Below are 19,769 nucleotides of genomic sequence, written 5' to 3'. Positions count from 1 at the left end.
GCGACGCTGTTTTTGCATTTTTTGATGACAGCGACCTGTCACGGGCGCATTCAGGCTTGGCGGTAGGCAACCGAAGGACGAATGAACGATGGCGAGAGGCAAGGGCGAGGACGGCCCTCATCCCGTGGACCGGCATGTGGGTCGGCGCGTGTGCGAGAAGCGCTTGGCGCTCGGCTATAACCAGAGCGACCTGGGCCGGGCACTGGGCCTGACCTTCCAGCAGATCCAGAAATACGAGAAGGGCGCGAACCGTGTATCGGCGTCCAAACTCTGGGACATCGCGCGTTTCTTCAAGGTCGACATCGGCTATTTCTTCGAGGGCCTGACCGGGGCCCAGATCGCGGGCATGGCCGAGGGCGCCGGCGCCTTCGAGCACGACTTTCCGGCCACGCGCTACACGATCGAAATCAGCCGTCTGGCGCCCCAGTTGTCCACCCGCCAGCAGAAGCTGGCCCTGGAGCTGATCCGCGACATGGCCGACCGCAAGGAACAGGACGAGGACTGACCGTCCCGTCCGGTCCGGTCCCCGATCTCCGGTTCCCTTATTCCTCCGAGGACCCCGTGCGCCGCCGGCCGAAGTTCGGCGCGGCGTCCTTCTGCTCGACCCAGTAGGCTGCGCCGTCACGAGGCTTGAACATGGTCTTGGGCACGCCGTCCCGCGACACCACCGCGAAGGTGTTGGTCGAGGCCTGATACAGCAGCACATCGCCATTGGGGCGCTCGGCCCGTTCCGTCCCGGCGGGTGGGCGTGACGTGAAGGCCCGGACCTTTCCCAGATAGTCCTGCGCCGTCTCCGCGCCGAAGTCGGCGCCGTTGCGCTCGAACAGCCGGGCGATCTTGGCGTCGACGGTTTCGCGCCGATTGGCGGTCAGCGCCGGCCGGATCTTTTCCGGAGCGGCCTCGTTCGCCTCCGCCGGCGCGCCGGTCGCAGCGGTCAGCGTCGCCCCCCCCTCCACCCGTCGCCCGGTCCCGTGTCTCGACAGCGGACCCGCCATTGCCGCAACCGGCCAGGCCCAGCAACGCCGTAGCCAGCCATATCGAACCCTTGTTGGCGATCATGAAACCCTCCCTTGGTTGAAACCCGCCGACAAGAGGATAACCACAGGTGGAATGTATCCCATGTGAACATGTATCGTGAAAAGGCCTCTAGGCCGTGATCGGCGCGGTCATCGCCGCGCTGGCGCTAACTGACCCTGTTGCCCTTGCGACCGTAGGCAAGGGGCCCGTTGCCATTTTGCAGGACAGCTGGGTCCAAAAACATCCGAGCGATGGTGCGGTGCGTTCGCCCAAAGATGTCACGATACCGAATATAAATCGCGAAGACGACGCCGCGCCGACCTTGCATCAAGGCGTCCACTTGAGCCTGCGTCACCGCTACATCAGACCTCTCTGTCTGGGCCGAGGCCTGCCCCGCTCCGAGGTCAATTTTTCCGGACTTTGGGCGAAACTTGATGGCAGCCGTGTGAGCATCATCGGCCTCCATGCCGCATACGAACACTCGAACATCAAGAGCGGGGGTAACGCCGCGATTTATCATCGTGTACTGAACCGCCGGACGCTGGCCAGCAACCAGATCAACGTTGTCGGTTTGGCAGACCACAACGTAAGCCCGCATCTGCTTCTCGTTGGACTTCTGGGCCGCTTCAGCGATGTCGGCTGCCTTGATGGCCGCCAAGGTGGACTTTGCGGCCTCTCCGGCCATCAGATCGGCGGCCTCCGCGCCCCGGCGGCTCTCACGGAAGGTCAGGAATATGAGCACGACGCCGACACCGCTAAGGAGGACGGAGGCAGCGGTCGCCCAGAACATGCGGGCCGACCAAAGCGCCATAGCCTCTTGGGCCTCCAGATCGCGCTGTTCGCGGGCGGTCTTGGCGTCTGCGTCGGGGGCTTCAAGATCGCCGGTCATGCGGCTCGCGCTCACCGGGACTGGCACATTCTCAGTGGCGCGGGTGTCGCGCTGTGTGGGGCCGGCCTCGCGTCTTGGGGCCTCACCTGGGCTTTGAGCGGAGCCCCCTAGCCCCAGCGCCACGACAACCGCACATATCGAGAGTATCATCCGCCCCATGGAGACGATCTAGATGCCAGAAACCGACGATAGGCAACGCTTCGACCGTCTGCTGGACGCTATGGTCAAGAAGCCCCCACTGGACGTGAAGCCCAAGGACGAGCCGACCGAGGAAGATCTTCGCGAGGACGACGAGGGCTAGCGATTTGGAGATTCGCGAATCAGCGCTTCTTGTGAGGCATGGCCATCACGTTCCACCCCAAGCCCGGCGCAATCTTCATCTGTGACTACAGCGGCTTCGTAGAGCCGGAGATCACGAAGCGACGGCTCTGTGTTGTGATTACCCCTCGTCTGCGGAAACGCGACGGGTTGTGCACGGTCGTCCCGCTAAGCACCACGCCACCAGATACTGTGTTCGACTACCATTACAGTGTCGATTTCGCCCCCGAGCTACCCAAGCCATGGGAAGGGGCGAGTAAGTGGGCGAAGTGCGATATGTTCGCGACCGTAAGCTACGAGCGGCTCTCTGGAATCGGCCTTGGCCGCGACCGCGACGGCAAGCGGAGATACCTCTATCCGCACGTTGACGCGGCCAAGCTTAAGGAAATCCGGGCCGCCGTACTCTGCGCCCTCAACATGCAAAACTTGACACAGCACCTCTAAGGGACCAGATTCTAGGGGTCCCCGCTCTGCCTTGGCATCGGGCTTTGAGACCATCTCACTCGATGAGGTGGCGGGCTTCAGAGGCGATGACAAGCTGCTGGAGCTGTCGAATTCCGGGGCGCGGTCTTAGGGCCGCGCCCTTTGTCATTCAGACCTCGCGCGGAAACGACAGCAGCAGCAGGTCGAACATCAGGTGCGGCGACCGGCGCAGGTTATAGCGGAACTCAAACTCGTTCAGGTACGTCTGCATGTGCTTCTGGCTGACCGAGATATAGGTGCCGTTGATGCCGCGCTTCACGAGGTTCCAGAAGCCTTCGACATGGCCCGTGGTCTGACCATTGACCTTGAACTCCCCGGCGCTGCGCTTGATCGTGGTGTGCTGGTGACCCTGGCCCATCCGCAGGACGGACGAGAACGACACTTCGGCGTCTGACACGACATGGCTTCCCGGCTTGAGGCTGGCGTTCAGCGTCCCGGCGATCAGGTCAAGGCGACGAACCGGCAGGTGACGTGCGATGACGCTTCCGCCGCGTTCGATCATGCCGAGGACCACCTTCTTGTTTTCCAGCTTGTTGTCGGAGTCCGCACGGCCACCGATGAAGCCGTGGTCAACCTCGACCGGCTGGCCGTCAAAGCCGCCGATGGCGTCGTCGCCGTCCACATAGCCCATGTACTGGCGAATGAGTTTGCACATCCGCCAAGCGGTCTTGTACGTCACGCCGATCTCGCGCTGGACACGCTTCGCCGCCACGCCGTTCCGCGTCGAGGTGAACAGGAACATCACATAGAACCAGTCGCGAAGGCTCGTGCGGGTCTTCTGGAAGGGCGTTCCAGCGGTCGGGTAGACCTGATAGCCGCAATACTCACATTCATACGAACGGCGGGCCTTCACGCGGTAATAGCGGGCCTCCCGCTCGCACTTGGCGCAGGTGTGTTTGGCCCCGTAGCGAACCAGCTTGAGATGCTCAAGGCAGCTGTCTTCCGTGGGGAAGCGCGCCTGAAACTGGCGGAGGGTCGGGCCTTTAGGGGTGCGGGTCGTTTCCATACCCGCAATATCCCACATCCGGGCTTACATGTCCAGAGGGGATACATCCCCCACAGGTCATATGTTCATGCAATGTTCTTGTTTGGCCCGGTTCCCCTCGACGCCGCCCGGTCGCATCGCTAGATCAGCGGCATGACCACGGCCTCGCTGTCCGGACGCAAGATCCTGCTGATCGTCGGCGGCGGCATCGCCGCCTACAAGGCGCTGGAGCTGGTGCGGCTGCTGAAGAAGGCCGGAGCCGAGGCCCGGACGATCCTGACAGGGGCCGGCGCCGCCTTCGTCACCCCCATGTCCCTCGCCGCCCTGACGGGCCATCCGGTGCGCAGCGAGCTGTTCATGCCTGAGGACGAAACGGCCATGGGCCATATCGAACTGTCGCGCTGGGCCGATCTGGTGGTCGTGGCGCCCGCGACAGCCGGGCTGATCGCCAGGGCGGCCAATGGACTGGCCGACGACCTGGCCTCGACCACCCTTCTGGCCACCGACAAACGGGTTTTGCTGGCCCCGGCGATGAATGTGCGGATGTGGCTGCACCCGGCGGTGCAGGCCAATGTCGAGCGGCTCAAGAGCTTCGACGGCTTCCATGGCGTCGCCGTGGTCGGGCCCGACGAGGGCGAGATGGCCTGCGGCGAGTTCGGGCCGGGCCGGATGGCCGAGCCGGCGGCGATCCTGGACGCCATCGACGGCCTGCTGGCCGGTCCCGACGGCCGGCCGCTGGCGGGACGCAGGGCGGTGGTGACCGCCGGGCCGACCTTCGAACCGATCGATCCGGTGCGCGGTCTGACCAACCGCTCCAGCGGCAAACAGGGCTACGCCATCGCCGAGGCCTTGTCCCGGCTGGGGGCGCAGGTGACGCTGGTCTCCGGCCCTGTGGCCCTCGCCGCGCCGGTCGGGGTCGAGCGGGTCCAGATCGAGACCGCCCGCGAGATGCAGGCGGCGGTCGCGGCGGCCCTGCCGGCCGATATCGCGGTGATGAGCGCCGCGGTCGCCGACTGGCGCGTCGACGGCGTGGCCTCGGGCAAGATCAAGAAGGCCCCGGGCGGCCCGCCCTCCCTGTCGCTGATCGAGAACCCGGACATCCTCGCCGGCATCTCCGCGCCCGGAAAGAAGCGGCCGAGACTGGTGGTCGGCTTCGCCGCCGAGACCACGGACCTCGAGGCCAACGCCCGTAGCAAGCTTTCGCGCAAGGGCTGCGACTGGATCGTCGGCAATGACGTGTCCGACGACGTCTTCGGCGCTGACGGCAATACGGTCACCCTGTTCACCCGCGACGGTTCGGCCGAGGCCTGGCCGCGCCAGTCCAAGGCCGAGGTGGCGAGGAAGCTCGCCGCCAGAATCGCCGATCACTTCAAGGCCTGAGCCGCGCGTTTTCCCCAGCTTATCCACAGCGACAATCGGTGCGAGACAACCGATACATTCGGCTCGCGACAAGGACGATAGGCTGGACATCCGATACATCACCTGCCGCACCGCCAAGGGAAAGCCATGACCACCGTCCGCGTCGAACGTCTGCCCCATGCCGAGGGCCTGCCCTTGCCGGCCTATGAGACCGGCGGCTCGGCCGGGATGGACCTGCGTGCGGCGGTCCCGGAGACGGCCCCGGCGACGCTCGAGCCCGGCGCCCGCGCCCTGGTGCCCACCGGCCTCAAGATCGCGCTGGAGCCCGGTTTCGAGGCCCAGGTGCGGCCGCGCTCGGGGCTGGCGCTCAAGCACGGCCTGACCTGCCTGAACTCGCCCGGCACCATCGACAGCGATTATCGCGGCGAGGTCGGCGTCATCCTCATCAACCACGGACAGGAGCCCTTCGTGATCCGCCGCGGCGAACGTATCGCCCAGCTTGTCATCGCCCGCTGCGAACAGGCGGTCATGATCGAGGTCGCGGGCCTGGACGAAACCGCGCGCGGGGCGGGCGGATTCGGCTCGACGGGACGATAAGCGGAGCCATTCTCCTGGAACCGCGTTAACCCTGTGTCCGGCCAAGCTTGGGCCGCATCCTGGAGGTTGGCGTAATGGAGTCCCTGTTCGATTCGATCGGTGCGTTCCTGAGTGGCATGTTCGGCCTCGCCCAGGGCGGGTTTGACACCATCAATCAGGTCACCGGCCTGATCATCGCGGTGATCGCGACCTTTATGATGCCTGCCTGGAGCCGGTTGTGGGCCACGTCGCTGGGGGCCGCCTTTGTCTTCATCCTGGTCGGTCTGCTGCGCCCGATGCTCGACGGCGGCGCCTTCGTGATGCCGGCGCTGCTGACGCTGGGCTTCTGGATGACGGTGCTGGCGCTGTTCCTCGGCTTCGCCGTGGTGATTGCGGTGATGTTCTTCATCAAGTCGCTGTTCGTCGGTCGTGGACACAGTCGCCGCGGCCACGCGCACTAAGCCTGTTCCTTCTCCCATTGGGAGAAGGTGGCCCGCAGGGCCGGACGTGGGTCGGGTGGTTGGAGCGGCGAAGCCGCCCTCCAGCAGGCGACCCTCACCCTTTCGTGCAAGAACGACGGCTTGCGCCGCCGTGCACTCAAGCCCTCTCCCGAGGGGAGAGGGTTCTTCTACGCCTGCCGAAAACCCAACACGTCCTGCATGTCGTAGAGACCGGGCTTGCGGCTGCGGACCCAGGCGGCGGCGGCGACTGCGCCCTTGGCGAACAGCGAGCGGTCGATGGCCGAATGGCTGAGCGTCAGGGTCTCGTCCTCGGAGGCGAACAGGACGGTGTGCTCGCCGATGACGCCGCCGGCGCGCAGCGAGGCGAAGCCGATTCTCCCCGTTTCCCGCTCGCCGGTGATGCCGTCGTACGGTGCGCTGCGGACGTCGGCCAGGTCCTCGCCGCGGCCGTTTGCGGCGGCTTCGCCCAGCATCAGGGCCGTGCCGGAAGGGGCGTCGGCCTTCCTGCGGTGATGGGTCTCCAGCACCTCGATGTCCCAATCGGCCGCGTCGAGCCGCTGGGCTGCGTGTTCCACCAGTCCGATCAGTATGTTGACGCCAAGCGAGAAGTTTCCACTGCGGACGATGGCGATCTTTTCAGCCGCCTTGTGGATGTCGGTTTCCTGCTCGGGCGTCAGGCCGGTGGAGCCGATGACCAGGGCCGGGCCGCCGCGCTCGGCGCACGTCTGCGCCAGTTCGACCGAGGCGTCGGGGGTCGAGAAGTCGATGATCACGTCGCACAGCGACAGGTCGGGCGTTTCGCCACGGTCGAACCGGGCGGCGACGACGACGTCCTCGCGGGCGTCCAGAACGGTCGAGACGGCCCGGCCCATCCGGCCGCGCGCGCCGGAAATGCCGGCGTGGAAGATAACGCTCAACTCAGACCCCTGTCAGTTCGCGGCCATTCTGGCGGTATTCGACAGCGTCGTCATCCTCAACCGCCGAGAGCCTACTGCGGCGCCTCGGACCTCAGAATGTCGGCCCAGAAGCGTTTGGCCTTGCCGGCGAAGGAGGAGTTGCGCGGCGTCTGGCTCTCGCCCAGCGAGGCGGCCAGCTCCTGAAGCAGCTCCTTCTGGTGCGGGGTCAGCTCGGTTGGCGTCTCGACGAACAGTTCGACCACCAGGTCGCCGCGGTTCTTGCCGTTCAGATGCGGCATGCCCTTGCCCTTGATGCGCACTGTCTTGCCGGTCTGGGCCCCCGCGGGGACGCTGACCGGCGCCCGGCAGCGGCCGTCGCAGGCTTCCGAGGTCAGGCAGGGGGCGTCGATCTCCCCGCCCAGGGCCGCCGTGGTCATGGGCACGGGCACAGTGACCAGCAGGTCGAGGTTGTCGCGCTCGAACAGCTCGTGGGGCGTGACCGAGATGAAGACATAGAGGTCGCCGCGCGGCCCGCCGCGCGTGCCGGCGTCACCCTCGCCCGACAGGCGGATGCGCGAGCCGTCGTCGACCCCGGCCGGGACCTTGAGCTGCAGTTTGCGGTTCTTGCGCACCTGACCGTGGCCGGCGCAGGCGGTGCAGGCGTCCGCGGCCGCCAGCCGGGCGCCCTGTCCGCCGCAATGGGGGCAGGTCCGTTCGACCTGGAAGAAGCCGTTGGCGGAACGTACGCGGCCCGCGCCCTGGCAGGTGGCGCAGGTGGTCGCCTTGGCGCCCTTGCGGGCCCCGGAGCCCTCGCAGGCCTCGCAGGCGGCGGTGGTGGGCACCGCGATCTCGACGTCGGACCCCTTGTAGGCCTGCTCCAGCGTGATCTCGAGGTCGTAGCGCAGGTCCGAGCCGCGACGCGGGCCGTGCTGGCGCGCCCCGCCGCCGGCGCGGCCGCCGAACACATCGCCGAACGCGTCGCCGAAGACCTGTGAGAAGATGTCGTTGACGTCGGTGAAGCCCTGCCCCTGGCCGCCGAACCCACCCTCGCCGCCGTTGACGCCCGCATGACCGAACCGATCGTAGGCTGCGCGCTTCTGGTCGTCCGACAGGACCGAATAGGCTTCGGAAATCTCCTTGAAGCGGGCCATGGAGTCGTCGCACCCGCCATTCTTGTCGGGGTGGTGCTGCATGGCCAGCTTGCGATAGGACGCCTTCAGACCGGCGGCGTCGATGGTCCGCTCGACCCCCAGAACCTCGTAATAGTCACGCGTCGCCATCCGGCGTTCGTCCTCTTACCTGCCGATGGCCGCGCCTGCTGAACGGCGGGCCGGAAACGGCTGACCGGGCTGACATGGGCGCCCGGCTGAATGATGCAAGTTTGTCTCCTCCCTGTTGCGAAGCAATGGGAGGGGAACCGCACGCAGCGTGGTGGAGGGGCTGGTTCCGTCGCGCGGTCCCCTTCAGGATCAAGTCCGGAGCCCGTCGTCGGAACGCGTTGCGTTCCTCCTCCACCCCCCCATCGCTTCGCGGTCCCCCTCCCCATCCGGCAAACGCGAACAGGGAGGAGACGGTGCTTAGGCGCTCTTCTTGTCGTCGTCGTCGCCCGAGACTTCCTCGAACTCGGCGTCGACCACGCCGTCGTCAGCAGTGGCGGTGGCGTCGTCGCCTTCACCCGAACCCTGGGCCTGGGCGTACATGGCCTCGCCCAGCTTCATCGAGGCCTGGACCAGGGTATTGGTCTTCGTCCGGATGTCTTCCGGATCCGTGCCGTCCTTGGCCGTTTTCAGCTCTTCCAGAGCGGTTTCGATCGCGGCCTTCTCGTCGGCCCCGACCTTGTCGCCGTGTTCGGCCATGGCTTTTTCAGTCGAGTGGATCAGGCTGTCGGCGGCGTTGACCGCCTCGACCATTTCCTTCTTGGCCTTGTCGGCCGCGGCGTTGGCCTCGGCTTCCTTGACCATCTTGTCGATGTCGGCGTCCGAGAGGCCGCCGTTGGCCTGGATGCGGATCGACTGTTCCTTGTTGGTCGCCTTGTCCTTGGCGGTGACGTGGACGATGCCGTTGGCGTCGATGTCGAAGGCGACTTCGATCTGCGGCATGCCGCGCGGCGCCGGCGGAATGCCCATCAGGTCGAACTGGCCCAGCACCTTGTTGTCCGAGGCCATGGGACGCTCGCCCTGGAAGACCCGGATGGTCACGGCCGACTGGTTGTCGTCGGCGGTCGAGAACGTCTGGCTCTTCTTGGTCGGGATGGTGGTGTTGCGTTCGATCAGCGGGGTGAAGACGCCGCCCAGGGTCTCGATGCCCAGGGTCAGAGGGGTCACGTCCAGCAGCAGCACATCCTTGACGTCGCCCTGCAGCACGCCCGCCTGGACCGCGGCGCCGAGGGCCACGACTTCATCGGGGTTGACGCCCTTGTGCGGCTCCTTGCCGAAGAATTTCTTCACGGCCTCCTGCACCATGGGCATGCGGGTCATGCCGCCGACCAGCACCACTTCGTCGATGTCGGAGGCCTTGAGGCCCGCGTCCTTCAGCGCCTTGGCGCAGGGTTCGATGGTGCGCTGGACCAGGTCGTCGACGAGGGCTTCCAGCTTGGCGCGAGACAGCTTGATGTTGAGGTGCAGCGGGCCCGAGGCGTTCATGGTGATGAACGGCAGATTGACCTCGTACTGGGTCGTGGAGCTGAGCTCCTTCTTGGCCTTTTCGGCCTCTTCCTTCAGACGCTGCAGGGCCAGTTTGTCAGAGCGCAGGTCGACGCCCTGCTCCTTCTTGAATTCGTCGGCCAGGTAGTCGACCAGACGCAGGTCGAAGTCCTCGCCGCCCAGGAAGGTGTCGCCATTGGTCGACTTCACCTCGAAGACGCCGTCGCCGATCTCGAGGATCGAGACGTCGAAGGTGCCGCCGCCGAGGTCATAGACGGCGATCTTCTGGCCTTCGTTCTTCTCCAGCCCATAGGCCAGGGCGGCCGCCGTCGGTTCGTTGATGATGCGCAGAACCTCGAGGCCGGCGATCTTGCCGGCGTCCTTGGTGGCCTGCCGCTGTGCGTCATTGAAATAGGCCGGGACGGTGATGACGGCCTGGGTCACGGTCTCGCCGAGATAGGCCTCAGCAGCCTCCTTCATCTTGCCGAGGGTGAAGGCCGAGATCTGCTGGGGCGAATAGTCCTTGCCATTGGCGCGCACCCAGGCGTCGCCGGTCGGTCCCTTGACGATCTCATAGGGGACCATCTTCTTGTCCTTGGCGACCACGGGGTCGTCGAACGAGCGGCCAATCAGGCGCTTGATGGCGAAGAAGGTGTTGGTCGGGTTGGTCACGGCCTGGCGGCGCGCCGGCTGACCCACAAGGGTCTCGCCGCCGTCCTGGATGGCGATGACGGAGGGCGTGGTGCGGTTGCCCTCGGCGTTCTCGATGACCTTGGGGGTCTTGCCGTCCATGACGGCCACGCACGAGTTCGTGGTGCCCAGGTCGATGCCGATGATCTTGGCCATTGGTGGTCTTTCACTCCATTTCAGCGGGCGATGCGGCGGCCTTTTAAAGCGAAGCGCCGCGCGTGACCGCCCCCGGTGTCAGGGTCTTTGGTCGGTTGGTACGGTTCCGGCCACAAAGCCCCACGAAGTGCGGGGATTTACGACGGTTGAGGCCGATATGGGAAACACCCCCCCGCCCGCAAGCCCCAAACGGACCTGACGGGCGATTCAACTGTCAGGGTCCGTCAGATGCGGCCACGCCCGAAAAGTGGCATAACGTTGTCATCGCCGAGCCACCAGGGTCCGGCCGCTGGGGAGAGACCGACGTGAACACCTTCAAAACCATCGCACGCGCCGCACTGATCGTCGCGGCCCTCGGAACCGCTTCCGTCGCCGCCGCCGAGCCGGTGATCGCCGCAGACAAGGCCGCCGTTTCGGCGCCGGTCCAGTCGCGCGACGGCCTGAACCGCCGGGTGCGCATCCACAACAACACCGGCTGGACCATGCTGCGCTTCTACGCCTCGGATTCCCGCGTCGACAGCTGGGAAGAGGATATGCTGGGCCGAGGGACGCTGGCCGCCGGAAGCAGCATCATGATGAACATCGACGATGGCTCCGGCGCCTGCCTTTATGACTTCAAGGCCGAGTTCACCAACGGCCAGACGCTGACGCGCTTCAACATCAACGTCTGCCAGATCGCCGACTACTATTACACGCGCTGATTTTGGGGCGCTAACGCTCGCCGCGCGTCCCGGCCTTCGCCGGGATGACGGGCTCACTGCTTGAGCGCCGTGCGGGACGCCTTACCTTGGGGTATGGGTTCCGCGCGTGAGATCGATACGGGAATGGAGGGCTTCCGGTTCTGGCCGGGAGCCCTTTCCGCGTCCGGGCAGGCGGATTTGCTGGCTGAAGTGCTGGCCGCCGCCGAAGAGGCGCCCTTCTACCGCCCGGTGACGCCGGGCGGGCGGCCGTTTTCGGTCGAGATGACCGGCATGGGGCCCCTGGTCTGGGTCTCGGACCGGTCCGGCTACCGCTATCAGCCGACCCATCCGGTGACCGGCGCACCGTGGCCGCCGATGCCGGAGGCGCTGCTGGCGCTCTGGAGCGACCTGACCGGCTGGCCCGAGCCGCCGGACGCCTGTCTGGTCAACCTGTACCGGGGCGGGGCGAAGATGGGATTGCATCAGGACCTCGATGAGCAAGACCACAGCGCGCCCGTGCTGTCGGTCTCGCTCGGGGAATCGGCGGTGTTCCGGATCGGCGCGGCCGGCGGCGGGCCGACGCGGACGGTGCGGCTGGCGTCAGGCGATGTCTGCGCCCTGACCGGTCCGGCGCGGCTGGCGCGGCACGGGATCGACCGGGTGATCGCGGGCTCCTCGACCCTCGTTCCGGATGGCGGACGGATCAATCTGACGCTCCGCAAGGCGGGCCCAGCTTCACGGCAAACGTGACTCGACGGCAGGCGGTCGCGCGGCCAGTCTTCCGGCTTCCCGAGACCGGAGACGCTTGATGCCGAACCTGATCCGTCCCGAAGGACCCGGGGCTGACGATTTCCGCCTTAGCCGCCGCGCCCTGGCGACCGGCGCCCTGGGTGGTCTGGCCTTCGCCGGCTACGCCCCGGCCGCCGTGGCCCGGCAGGCGGCCCCGATCACCACGGGTGATGACGGCCTGACCCTCGAACAGACGACCATCCCGGCTCCGGACGGCTTCGCCCTGCCGATCTTTGCGGCGCGCCCCATCGGCGACGGCCCGTGGCCGGTGGTGGTGGTCGCGTCCGAGATTTTCGGCGTCCATGAATATATCCGCGACCTCTGCCGGCGGCTGGCCAAGGCGGGCTTTGCGGCGGTCGCCCCGTCTTTCTTCAACCGGGTCGAGGATCCGGCCAGCCTGTCGGATATGTCGCGGGTGCAGCAGATCGTCGGCGCCGCCAACTATGAGCAGGTCATGGGCGATGTCTCGGCGACGCTCGATTGGGTCAGCCAGCAGCCCTGGGCCAATTCCGACAAGGTCGGGATCACCGGCTTCTGCTGGGGCGGCAAGGTGGTGTGGCAGGCTTGCGCCCGCTTCGCCGTGCTGGACGCCGGGGTCGCATGGTACGGCCGGCTGGCCCCGTCGGCGACAGCGACGCCGGAACAGGCCGCCGGGGGTCAGCCCTGGCCCGTTGATCTTGCCGACGACCTGAAATGCCCGGTTCTGGGCCTGTACGGCGGTCAGGACCGCGGCATCCCCCTGCCCAGCGTCGAGGCCATGCGCGCCGCCCTGCAACGCGCCGGCCAGACCGCCAGCGGCATCCATCTCTATCCGGACGCCCCGCACGCCTTCCACGCCGACTATCGCGACAGCTACCGCGCCGCCGAGGCGGCCGATGGGTGGGGGCGGTTGCTGGCCTTCTTCGAGGCGCGGCTGAAGTAACGGTTTCCTCCCCTCAGGGGAGGGGGACCGCCCGCAGGGCGGTGGAGGGGCGCCAAAGTGAGCGCGGAGCCGACACCCCTCCACCATGCTTCGCATGGTCCCCCTCCCCCGATGGGGGAGGATCAGGCCTTCTGGTCGAAATTGCCGCCGGTTGCGCCCGCCGCGAGATAGGCTGCATTGCCCGCCGCCGCGCCGGAGCCCTTGGCGGCGACCACCACCATGGCCGGGCGCACCGTGCGGCCGAACAGGGCGTAGCCGGCCTGCAGGGTCTGGATCACCTGTCCGCCCTGCACGCTGTCGGAAACCTGCTCCATCATCGCCTGATGCAGATGCGGGTCGAAGGCCTCGCCCGGCTCGGGGGCGACGCGCTTGAGATTGTTGCTCTCGAAGGCCTGGAGCAGCGATTTCTGGGTCAGCTCCAGCCCGGTGACCAGACCGGCCTCGCCGGCGTCGGCGTCCTTCGGAGCCGCCTGCAGCGCCCGTTCCAGATTGTCGGCCACGCCCAGCAGGTCGCGGGCGAAGCGCTGGATGGCGTAGGCCCGGGCGTCGTTGGACTGGGTCTCGGCCCGCTTCTTCGTGTTTTCGGCTTCGGCCACGGCGCGCAGGGCGCGGTCCTTCCACTGGTCGCGCTCGGCGATCAGGGCGTCGATGGGGCCGAGGCCGTCATCCAGTCCGGCTTCGGCGTTCGCCTCGGCCTCTGCGATATCGGCGGCCAGTTCTTCGGATTTGGGGAAGTCGTCGTGTGTGTCGCTCAAGTCTCTTGTCCGTCCAGCATTCGCCCCAGCACCCGGGCGGTGTAGTCCACCAACGGTATGATGCGGGCATAGTTCAGTCGCGCAGGTCCGATCACGCCGATGGCGCCCAGGAGCCGTTGTCGGCCCGTCATATAGGGCGCCGCGATCACGGCGGAACCCGAAAGCGAAAACAACCGTGTTTCGGCGCCGATGAAAATGCGCACCCCCTGCGCCGTCGACACTCCGTCCAGCAGGCCGATCAGCTGTTCCTTCTGCTCCAGATCGTCGAACAGGACGCGGACTTTTTCCAGATCCTCGGCGGTCTCGCGGTCATGCAGCAGGTTGGCCCGGCCGCGCACGATCAGCGACCGTTCGCGCTCTGCCCCGCCCGACCAGGCGGCCATGCCGTCCTCGACCAGCCGGGCGGCGGCGGCGTCGAGCTCGCGGCGGGCGGCGTCCAGTTCGGTGCGCATCTCGGTGCGCGCCTCGTGCAGGGGCCGGCCCTTGAGCCGGGCGTTGAGGAAGTTGGAGGCCTCGGTCAGGGTCGAGGGGGTGACGCCCGCCTTGAGCGGCATCAGCCGGTTCTCGATCGAGCCGTCGTCGCCGACCAGCACCGCCAGGGCCTGATCATGGCCCAGGGCGACGAACTCGACATGTTTGACCCCGGCTTCGCGCACGGGGCTGGCGACGATGCTGGCCCCCCCGGCGAGGCCGGACAGCAGGCTGGAGGCCTCGTTCAGCGCCTCGTCGAAACTGCGCCCGCGTCCCGCCAGCCGGGCGTCGATCTCGCGCCGCTCCTCGGTCCCGACGTCACCGATCTCCAGCAGGCCGTCGACGAACAGCCGCAGGCCGGCATGGGTCGGGATCCGCCCCGCCGAGGTGTGCGGCGATCCCAGCAGCCCCGCCATCGTCAGATCCTGCATGGTGTTGCGGATCGAGGCCGGCGACAGGGCGATGCCCGTTTGCGACAGGGTCCGCGACCCGACGGGGTCGCCAGTCTCCAGATAGGTCTCGACAATCCGCCGGAAGATGTCGCGGGCGCGTTCGTCCAGCGCGGCCAGACCGGCAGGGCTGCTGCTGAACGGCGAAGGGTTGGGGGCATACAGGCTCACGCTTTCAGGATAAGCAGCGCCGCCGCCCCGTCCAAGGAAATCGCTCATGTCATCTCCCCGTCCGTCCGACCGTACGCCCGAACAGCTCCGCACCGTGACGCTGGAGACCGGCGTGAACCGCTATGCCGAAGGTTCCTGCCTGGTCACGTTCGGCCATACCAAGGTGCTGGTGACCGCCTCGGTCGAGGAGAATGTGCCCGGCTGGATGCGCGGCAAGGGCGCCGGCTGGGTCACGGCGGAATACGGCATGCTGCCCCGCGCTACCCACACCCGCGGCCGCCGCGAGGCCGCCAGCGGCAAACAGACGGGCCGGACGCAGGAAATCCAGCGGCTGATCGGCCGCTCGTTGCGCGCCGTGGTCGATCTGAAGGTTCTGGGCGAGCGGCAGGTGGTGCTGGACTGCGACGTTATCCAGGCCGACGGCGGCACCCGGACGGCGGCCATCACCGGCGCCTGGGTCGCCATGGCCAGCGCGTTTGACTATCTGCGCGCCGAGGGCGTGCTCAAGGCCGATCCCATCCTCGATCAGGTCGCGGCGGTGTCGTGCGGCGTCTGCAACGATCAGCCGGTGCTGGACCTCGACTATGAGGAGGATTCCAACGCGGAGGCCGATTCCAACTTCGTCCTGACCGGCGAAGGCGCAATCGTCGAGATCCAGGCCACGGGCGAGAAGCGGGGCTTCTCCCGCATCGAGTTCGACCGGCTGTTCCAGCTGGCCGAGGGCGGCTGCGCCGACCTGTTCGCCATGCAGCGGGCCGCGCTCGGCCGCTAGATTGGGGCGTTGATGCTTCCGTAGGGGGGCGAACCGTGCCTATGCTGCCGCTTCCCGCGACCGATCGGAGTGCCCATGCGCCGGACCGTAATCGCCCTGCTGGCCGTGACCGTCATGGTCACCGCTTGCGAACGCCCCACTGACACGACCGCGGATGCGCCCGCCGCCGAGGCCGCGGCCCCGGAAATGCCCGCCGATGCGCCGCCGCAGGAAGAGGTCGATCCGGCTGTGGTCATGACGCCCGTCGGCGCGCCGGTCTCCTGCCTGAATGATATCGGGGCCGAGGCGGCGCAGCGACTGGTCGATCGGTGCATCGCCGTCAGCCCTGCGACCCGCCCGCCCTGCAATGTCGCCAATCCCTGCGAGATGATCCAGGGCGAGATCGACCGGTCCTGCGAAATGTATGCGCCGGGGGAGGCGAAGCCCTCGGAATGCGCGGCCTGAAGCCTGTCCCAGGCCCCGTTTAACGGTTCCTGTACCCCGCACCGCTAGTCTGCGGGCCATGACGCCCGTTCCGACGCCCCCCGATCTGCGCGCCCTCACCACCCTGCGGTTCCTCGCAGCCCTGTGGGTGGTGCTCTACACCGCCTGGCCGCACCTGGATGTCAGCTGGATCCCGGTCGCGGTGACCAAGGGGTATCTGGGCGTCGAGACTTTCTTCGTCCTGTCGGGCTTCATCCTCAGCCACGTCTATCTCGAGGCGGCAGGCGAGAAGCGGTTCAGCTACGGCGGCTTCCTCTGGGCCCGGATCGCGCGGGTCTATCCGCTGCATCTGGTCACCCTGTTCGGCATGATCGGCCTCGGCGTCGCCGCCACGGTCGCCGGGCTGAGCATCGATGGCAGCCTGACCGACTGGCGGGCCCTGCCGGCGCATCTGACCCTGACCCACGCCTGGGGGCTGGCCACCAGCTCGGCCTTCAACCATCCGTCCTGGTCGATCTCGGCGGAATGGGCCGCCTATCTCAGCTTCCCCGCCTTCGCCTTCGTCGCCTGGCGGCTTCGTGAACGGCCGGTTCTGGCCACGGTGCTGGCCGCGGCCTTCGCGCTGGGCCTCTACGCAGCCTTCGAGCCGCTGGCGGGCTATTCCCTGACCGAGGCCACCTTCCGCTGGGGCGCGCTGCGGATCGCGCCGTGTTTCGCCCTGGGGTGCGCCCTCTATCTGGTCCACCGGCGCGGCGGCGTGCCCTTCGCCGGCCCGGTCGCCCTCGTCAGCGGCCTCGCTGTGCTGGTCAGCGCCTCACTGGGCCTGTGGGACGCCGTCACCGTACTGGCCGCGGGCGGTCTGATCCTCGGCCTCGGTTCGCTGGACAACGCCCGCGCGGGCGTTCTGGGTTCGAAGGCTGGCGTCTATCTCGGCGAGATCAGCTATTCGATCTACATGGTCTGCGCCCCCGTGCTGCTGCTGACCACCAATGTCGCGGCGCGGCTCATCGGCGCCGACGACAAACAGTTTCACATCATTGTGTGGCTGGCGCTCGTGGCGGTGATTCCGGTGGCGGCCATGCTCACCTACCACCTCGTCGAACGCCCGGCCCGCAAGGCTTTGAGGGGGTTCGCCGACCGGCGCGCGGCGCGGGCCGGCGCGGCGAAATCGCGCACGGACTCGCCCGAAAGGGTTCTTCAACCCTCGGAAACTATCGTCTAAGGCTAGCGCACTGAAACAGGTCGGGACCTACGCCAGCATGATGAAACGGCTCACAGCCGCTGCGGTTGCAGCGACCCTCGGATTTTCTGCGCTGGGCTATGCCCCCGTCGCGAAGGCCGATGAGCCGTACTGGCAGTGCGTGACCTTCGCCCGCATGTTTTCGGGCATCAACATCTTCGGCGACGCCCTCACCTGGTGGCGTCAGGCCCAGGGCAAGTTTCGCACCGGCGCCCGCCCGGAAACTGGCTCGGTCCTCGCCTTCCAGCCCAGCGGCCGGATGACCCGCGGTCACGTCGCCGTCGTCTCTGAAATCCTGACCGACCGCGTGATCCGCGTGACCCACGCCAACTGGGGCGGCAGCCGCGGCCGGGTCGAGGAAAACGTCACCGTCGTCGACGTCTCGCATGACGGCGATTGGACTGCGGTCAAGGTTTGGTACAATCCGATTCATGACCTCGGCACGTCCGTCTATCCGACCTACGGCTTTATCCACAAAGCCCCGCCGCTGCCGACCGACGGCGTGCTTATGGCCTCGGAGCCGGCGGCCAACGGCCAGCCCTGATCGCCTGACCCCGTCCGGGGTCATCGCATGATCCGCGTTTACCGCTCCGGCTGCACGGCTTGCGAGCCGTCGACCGTCGATCCGGCCGACTGGTCGATGCCGCCCGACACCCTGTGGATCGACCTGATCAACCCCACGCGCCAGGAAGACGCCGCCGTCGAAAGGGCGCTGGGTCTGGCCGTTCCGACACGCGAGGAGATGGCCGAGTTGGAGGCCTCCAGCCGGGTCTACCGCGAAAACGGCGCCACCTACGCTACCGCCGATCTCATCACCCATGGCGACGACGCCCTTCCGGGCCTTGAGCCCGTCACCTTTGTTCTGACCGATGGGCCGCTGGTGACCGTTCGCTATACCGACCCTCGGCCGTTTGCGATGATGGTCGACAAGCTGGGCCGTGAACCGGCGCTGTGCACCTCAGGCGCCGATATGTTCCTCAACCTCATGGAGGCGGTGATCGACCGGAACTCGGACGTCCTGTCCAGGAACGGCGCCCGGGTCGAAGGCATCGCCGGCCACATCTTCTCTGGCGGCCGGGCGGTCGGTTTCGACAAGCTGATCACCAAGCTGGGTCAGGCCCAGATGGCCTCGGCGCGCATCGAACAGAGTTTGGCGGGACTGCTCCGGATATTCGCCTTTGTCGGGATGGATGAGCGGGTCGATACGGATGAGGCGCGTTCCCATCTCTGGTCGCTCGGCCGTGACGCCGACAGTCTGATCGCTCACAATCAGTCGGTGGCGGTCGCGATCAATTTCCAGCTGTCGGCAGCCCTCGGCCTGATCAACATCGAACAGTCGTCGATCATCAAGATCTTCTCGGTGGCCGCGGTGGCCTTCCTGCCGCCGACCCTGATTGCCTCGATCTACGGGATGAATTTCGAACATATGCCGGAGTTGCCGCAGCCCTGGGCCTATCCGGCGGCGATCGCGGCCATGTTGGTCTCGGCGGTCCTGCCGCTGGCCTGGTTCAAGCGCAAAGGCTGGCTGTAGCGCGCGCCGGGCTTGACCCCGGGCCCACGTCCGCGCTTTCTGACGCCAACCCCGGAGTCCCCCATGCGCCCCGTATTCGCCGCCCTCGCCGTCCTCGCCCTCGGCGCCTGTTCGCCGGCTGACGAACCCGCGCCGCCGTCCGAGGCCCCTGAGCCTGCACCCGTGCTTGGCGGGGTCGATCTGGACAAACCGGTCCGCGCCCTCGGCACCGAGCCGTTCTGGAGCGTTGAGCTGACCGGGACAGAGATGGTCTATACGGCCCCCGAACCGCCCGAGCAGCGCGCCCCCCAGCCCGATCCCCTGGTTCAGGGCACGACGGCGACCTGGGAGGCGGAAACCGCCGACGGAACCGCCCTGAGAGTCACCCTGATCGCGACGGAATGCTCGGACGGGATGAGCGACCGGACCTATCCGCTGACGGCCATGGTCAAGCTGGGCGAGCGTGAGCTGATCGGCTGCGCCGCCTCGACCGCCGCAATCATGTCCACCGGCGAAAGCGGCCCGGTGGTCGAATAGGGGCTTAGCCCGCCGGTTCCCGCAGACCATTTTTGTTTCAGGTCGAATCGACCTGAACCCAAAAAATGGTCCGCCATCATGCTGGAGCAAAATCTGAGCCTTGCTGGCCTGCGTCCATCAAGGCCGATTTTGCTCTAGCGTCCGCATCGCCCCGAGCCGGGCGAAGGCCACGAGCAGGGCCTTGCGCCGCGCCGGAGCCAGGGGCGACGCTGGCGCATCGCGCACCACCGCCCCGCCGAAGCCGTCGGCGACGATCAGTCCAGGCTCGTCGGGCAGGATGTCGCCCGGGAACTCGGGCGCCACGGCGAAATAGAACGCGTCGCAGAACGGTCCGTACTCGCCCCATTTGCGATCGACCCGATAGTCCTCGACCCCCGACTTGACCTCGCAGATGACGATGTCCCCGCGCGGCCCCAGGGCCATGACGTCGGCCCGCCGGCCGTTGGGCAGGCAGACCTCCAGCAGCGGGGCGTATCCCAGATCGACCATCAGCCGCGCCGCGCCGCGCGTCACCGCCAGCGTCGTCCGCGGCCGGCTGAAGACAAGGTCGATCTGGAGCAGGGCGGCGGCCATGCTGT

Annotated in this window: 24 protein-coding genes; 15 read left to right on the top strand and 9 right to left on the bottom strand. The window is 67.2% G+C overall.

Features of this window, described 5'->3' with window-relative positions:
• Positions 1 to 88 precede the first annotated feature (88 nt).
• The gene (locus ACTIEW_RS02825; RefSeq protein ID WP_439476394.1) at positions 89 to 505 is read left to right on the top strand and encodes a helix-turn-helix domain-containing protein; all 417 of its coding nucleotides are present in this window, start codon (positions 89 to 91) and stop codon (positions 503 to 505) included.
• 37 nt (positions 506 to 542) lie between these two features.
• On the opposite strand, the gene ACTIEW_RS02820 is transcribed toward ACTIEW_RS02825, so the two are convergent.
• Together ACTIEW_RS02820 and ACTIEW_RS02815 are read right to left on the bottom strand one after the other, a co-directional pair.
• Complete coding sequence (locus tag ACTIEW_RS02820) at positions 543 to 995, bottom strand: S-type pyocin family protein (protein ID WP_439476393.1); 453 nt, start codon at positions 993 to 995, stop codon at positions 543 to 545.
• A 188-nt stretch (positions 996 to 1,183) separates the two neighbouring features.
• Positions 1,184 to 1,906, bottom strand: coding sequence for a hypothetical protein (locus tag ACTIEW_RS02815; protein ID WP_439476392.1), 723 nt, complete (start codon positions 1,904 to 1,906; stop codon positions 1,184 to 1,186).
• A 172-nt stretch (positions 1,907 to 2,078) separates the two neighbouring features.
• On the opposite strand from ACTIEW_RS02815, the gene ACTIEW_RS02810 reads away from it, so the two are divergent.
• Both ACTIEW_RS02810 and ACTIEW_RS02805 read left to right on the top strand, forming a co-directional pair.
• On the top strand, positions 2,079 to 2,207 hold the full coding sequence (locus ACTIEW_RS02810) for a hypothetical protein (protein WP_439476391.1): 129 nt from the start codon (positions 2,079 to 2,081) through the stop codon (positions 2,205 to 2,207).
• A gap of 38 nt (positions 2,208 to 2,245) precedes the next feature.
• Entirely contained in the window at positions 2,246 to 2,668 is a 423-nt protein-coding gene (locus ACTIEW_RS02805) for a type II toxin-antitoxin system PemK/MazF family toxin (RefSeq protein ID WP_439476390.1), read from the top strand.
• 148 nt (positions 2,669 to 2,816) lie between these two features.
• Here the strand turns inward: ACTIEW_RS02805 and ACTIEW_RS02800 are convergent, their stop codons facing one another.
• Positions 2,817 to 3,713, bottom strand: a complete 897-nt coding sequence (locus tag ACTIEW_RS02800) for an IS1595 family transposase (RefSeq protein ID WP_439476389.1) — start codon at positions 3,711 to 3,713, stop codon at positions 2,817 to 2,819.
• A 132-nt stretch (positions 3,714 to 3,845) separates the two neighbouring features.
• On the opposite strand from ACTIEW_RS02800, the gene coaBC reads away from it, so the two are divergent.
• From coaBC to ACTIEW_RS02785, 3 genes are all read left to right on the top strand, one after another.
• Positions 3,846 to 5,072: a bifunctional phosphopantothenoylcysteine decarboxylase/phosphopantothenate--cysteine ligase CoaBC gene (coaBC, locus tag ACTIEW_RS02795; RefSeq protein WP_439476388.1), complete on the top strand. Its 1,227-nt coding sequence runs from the start codon at positions 3,846 to 3,848 to the stop codon at positions 5,070 to 5,072.
• 126 nt (positions 5,073 to 5,198) lie between these two features.
• Positions 5,199 to 5,648, top strand: coding sequence for a dUTP diphosphatase (dut, locus tag ACTIEW_RS02790; RefSeq protein ID WP_439476387.1), 450 nt, complete (start codon positions 5,199 to 5,201; stop codon positions 5,646 to 5,648).
• 74 nt (positions 5,649 to 5,722) lie between these two features.
• The gene (locus ACTIEW_RS02785) at positions 5,723 to 6,088 is read left to right on the top strand and encodes a hypothetical protein (protein ID WP_439476386.1); all 366 of its coding nucleotides are present in this window, start codon (positions 5,723 to 5,725) and stop codon (positions 6,086 to 6,088) included.
• Positions 6,089 to 6,255: 167 nt separating this feature from the next.
• On the opposite strand, the gene dapB is transcribed toward ACTIEW_RS02785, so the two are convergent.
• The 3 genes from dapB to dnaK all read right to left on the bottom strand — a co-directional run bounded on the left by dapB (position 6,256) and on the right by dnaK (position 10,472).
• Positions 6,256 to 7,005, bottom strand: a complete 750-nt coding sequence (gene dapB, locus ACTIEW_RS02780) for a 4-hydroxy-tetrahydrodipicolinate reductase (protein WP_439476385.1) — start codon at positions 7,003 to 7,005, stop codon at positions 6,256 to 6,258.
• Between the two features lie 71 nt (positions 7,006 to 7,076).
• Positions 7,077 to 8,264: a molecular chaperone DnaJ gene (dnaJ, locus tag ACTIEW_RS02775; protein ID WP_439476384.1), complete on the bottom strand. Its 1,188-nt coding sequence runs from the start codon at positions 8,262 to 8,264 to the stop codon at positions 7,077 to 7,079.
• A gap of 297 nt (positions 8,265 to 8,561) precedes the next feature.
• Entirely contained in the window at positions 8,562 to 10,472 is a 1,911-nt protein-coding gene (gene dnaK / locus ACTIEW_RS02770) for a molecular chaperone DnaK (protein WP_439476383.1), read from the bottom strand.
• Between the two features lie 305 nt (positions 10,473 to 10,777).
• Here dnaK and ACTIEW_RS02765 point away from each other — a divergent pair, with 305 nt between their 5' ends.
• From ACTIEW_RS02765 to ACTIEW_RS02755, 3 genes are all read left to right on the top strand, one after another.
• Positions 10,778 to 11,173 carry a hypothetical protein gene (locus ACTIEW_RS02765; protein WP_439476382.1) on the top strand — a complete coding sequence of 132 codons (396 nt, stop codon included), beginning with the start codon at positions 10,778 to 10,780 and terminating at the stop codon, positions 11,171 to 11,173.
• A 93-nt stretch (positions 11,174 to 11,266) separates the two neighbouring features.
• Positions 11,267 to 11,902, top strand: coding sequence for an alpha-ketoglutarate-dependent dioxygenase AlkB (locus ACTIEW_RS02760; RefSeq protein WP_439476381.1), 636 nt, complete (start codon positions 11,267 to 11,269; stop codon positions 11,900 to 11,902).
• Between the two features lie 58 nt (positions 11,903 to 11,960).
• On the top strand, positions 11,961 to 12,863 hold the full coding sequence (locus ACTIEW_RS02755; protein WP_439476380.1) for a dienelactone hydrolase family protein: 903 nt from the start codon (positions 11,961 to 11,963) through the stop codon (positions 12,861 to 12,863).
• Between the two features lie 122 nt (positions 12,864 to 12,985).
• Here the strand turns inward: ACTIEW_RS02755 and grpE are convergent, their stop codons facing one another.
• Both grpE and hrcA read right to left on the bottom strand, forming a co-directional pair.
• Positions 12,986 to 13,567, bottom strand: coding sequence for a nucleotide exchange factor GrpE (gene grpE, locus ACTIEW_RS02750; protein WP_439476696.1), 582 nt, complete (start codon positions 13,565 to 13,567; stop codon positions 12,986 to 12,988).
• Between the two features lie 47 nt (positions 13,568 to 13,614).
• Positions 13,615 to 14,757: a heat-inducible transcriptional repressor HrcA gene (gene hrcA, locus ACTIEW_RS02745; RefSeq protein ID WP_439476379.1), complete on the bottom strand. Its 1,143-nt coding sequence runs from the start codon at positions 14,755 to 14,757 to the stop codon at positions 13,615 to 13,617.
• On the opposite strand from hrcA, the gene rph reads away from it, so the two are divergent.
• The 6 genes from rph to ACTIEW_RS02715 all read left to right on the top strand — a co-directional run bounded on the left by rph (position 14,756) and on the right by ACTIEW_RS02715 (position 19,191).
• The gene (gene rph / locus ACTIEW_RS02740; RefSeq protein ID WP_439476378.1) at positions 14,756 to 15,481 is read left to right on the top strand and encodes a ribonuclease PH; all 726 of its coding nucleotides are present in this window, start codon (positions 14,756 to 14,758) and stop codon (positions 15,479 to 15,481) included. The genes hrcA and rph overlap by 2 nt on opposite strands.
• A gap of 75 nt (positions 15,482 to 15,556) precedes the next feature.
• Positions 15,557 to 15,925: a hypothetical protein gene (locus ACTIEW_RS02735; protein WP_439476377.1), complete on the top strand. Its 369-nt coding sequence runs from the start codon at positions 15,557 to 15,559 to the stop codon at positions 15,923 to 15,925.
• A gap of 58 nt (positions 15,926 to 15,983) precedes the next feature.
• A complete protein-coding gene (locus ACTIEW_RS02730) occupies positions 15,984 to 17,126 on the top strand; it encodes an acyltransferase family protein (protein WP_439476376.1) in 1,143 nt (380 codons plus the stop codon).
• A 37-nt stretch (positions 17,127 to 17,163) separates the two neighbouring features.
• Positions 17,164 to 17,688 (top strand): CHAP domain-containing protein, encoded by a 525-nt coding sequence (locus tag ACTIEW_RS02725; RefSeq protein WP_439476375.1) that lies wholly within the window; start codon positions 17,164 to 17,166, stop codon positions 17,686 to 17,688.
• 27 nt (positions 17,689 to 17,715) lie between these two features.
• Entirely contained in the window at positions 17,716 to 18,675 is a 960-nt protein-coding gene (locus ACTIEW_RS02720) for a magnesium transporter CorA family protein (RefSeq protein WP_439476374.1), read from the top strand.
• Between the two features lie 63 nt (positions 18,676 to 18,738).
• Complete coding sequence (locus tag ACTIEW_RS02715) at positions 18,739 to 19,191, top strand: COG3650 family protein (protein WP_439476373.1); 453 nt, start codon at positions 18,739 to 18,741, stop codon at positions 19,189 to 19,191.
• Between the two features lie 117 nt (positions 19,192 to 19,308).
• Here the strand turns inward: ACTIEW_RS02715 and mmcB are convergent, their stop codons facing one another.
• Entirely contained in the window at positions 19,309 to 19,764 is a 456-nt protein-coding gene (mmcB, locus tag ACTIEW_RS02710) for a DNA repair putative endonuclease MmcB (protein ID WP_439476372.1), read from the bottom strand.
• Positions 19,765 to 19,769 lie beyond the last annotated feature (5 nt).

Source organism: Brevundimonas sp., from assembly GCF_051860745.1.
Classification (GTDB): domain Bacteria; phylum Pseudomonadota; class Alphaproteobacteria; order Caulobacterales; family Caulobacteraceae; genus Brevundimonas.
This window is presented reverse-complemented; position numbering and strand designations above follow the sequence as displayed.

Excerpts from the sequence above, each read along its gene's own strand:
- ACTIEW_RS02825 (WP_439476394.1), top strand. The coding sequence starts at position 89 with ATGGCGAGAGGCAAGGGCGAGGACGGCCCTCATCCCGTGGACCGGCAT.
- ACTIEW_RS02820 (WP_439476393.1), bottom strand. The coding sequence starts at position 995 with ATGGCGGGTCCGCTGTCGAGACACGGGACCGGGCGACGGGTGGAGGGG.
- ACTIEW_RS02815 (WP_439476392.1), bottom strand. The coding sequence starts at position 1,906 with ATGACCGGCGATCTTGAAGCCCCCGACGCAGACGCCAAGACCGCCCGC.
- ACTIEW_RS02810 (WP_439476391.1), top strand. The coding sequence starts at position 2,079 with ATGCCAGAAACCGACGATAGGCAACGCTTCGACCGTCTGCTGGACGCT.
- ACTIEW_RS02805 (WP_439476390.1), top strand. The coding sequence starts at position 2,246 with ATGGCCATCACGTTCCACCCCAAGCCCGGCGCAATCTTCATCTGTGAC.
- ACTIEW_RS02800 (WP_439476389.1), bottom strand. The coding sequence starts at position 3,713 with ATGGAAACGACCCGCACCCCTAAAGGCCCGACCCTCCGCCAGTTTCAG.
- coaBC (WP_439476388.1), top strand. The coding sequence starts at position 3,846 with ATGACCACGGCCTCGCTGTCCGGACGCAAGATCCTGCTGATCGTCGGC.
- dut (WP_439476387.1), top strand. The coding sequence starts at position 5,199 with ATGACCACCGTCCGCGTCGAACGTCTGCCCCATGCCGAGGGCCTGCCC.
- ACTIEW_RS02785 (WP_439476386.1), top strand. The coding sequence starts at position 5,723 with ATGGAGTCCCTGTTCGATTCGATCGGTGCGTTCCTGAGTGGCATGTTC.
- dnaJ (WP_439476384.1), bottom strand. The coding sequence starts at position 8,264 with ATGGCGACGCGTGACTATTACGAGGTTCTGGGGGTCGAGCGGACCATC.
- dnaK (WP_439476383.1), bottom strand. The coding sequence starts at position 10,472 with ATGGCCAAGATCATCGGCATCGACCTGGGCACCACGAACTCGTGCGTG.
- ACTIEW_RS02760 (WP_439476381.1), top strand. The coding sequence starts at position 11,267 with ATGGGTTCCGCGCGTGAGATCGATACGGGAATGGAGGGCTTCCGGTTC.
- ACTIEW_RS02755 (WP_439476380.1), top strand. The coding sequence starts at position 11,961 with ATGCCGAACCTGATCCGTCCCGAAGGACCCGGGGCTGACGATTTCCGC.
- rph (WP_439476378.1), top strand. The coding sequence starts at position 14,756 with ATGTCATCTCCCCGTCCGTCCGACCGTACGCCCGAACAGCTCCGCACC.
- hrcA (WP_439476379.1), bottom strand. The coding sequence starts at position 14,757 with ATGAGCGATTTCCTTGGACGGGGCGGCGGCGCTGCTTATCCTGAAAGC.
- ACTIEW_RS02735 (WP_439476377.1), top strand. The coding sequence starts at position 15,557 with ATGCGCCGGACCGTAATCGCCCTGCTGGCCGTGACCGTCATGGTCACC.
- ACTIEW_RS02730 (WP_439476376.1), top strand. The coding sequence starts at position 15,984 with ATGACGCCCGTTCCGACGCCCCCCGATCTGCGCGCCCTCACCACCCTG.
- ACTIEW_RS02725 (WP_439476375.1), top strand. The coding sequence starts at position 17,164 with ATGATGAAACGGCTCACAGCCGCTGCGGTTGCAGCGACCCTCGGATTT.
- ACTIEW_RS02720 (WP_439476374.1), top strand. The coding sequence starts at position 17,716 with ATGATCCGCGTTTACCGCTCCGGCTGCACGGCTTGCGAGCCGTCGACC.
- ACTIEW_RS02715 (WP_439476373.1), top strand. The coding sequence starts at position 18,739 with ATGCGCCCCGTATTCGCCGCCCTCGCCGTCCTCGCCCTCGGCGCCTGT.
- mmcB (WP_439476372.1), bottom strand. The coding sequence starts at position 19,764 with ATGGCCGCCGCCCTGCTCCAGATCGACCTTGTCTTCAGCCGGCCGCGG.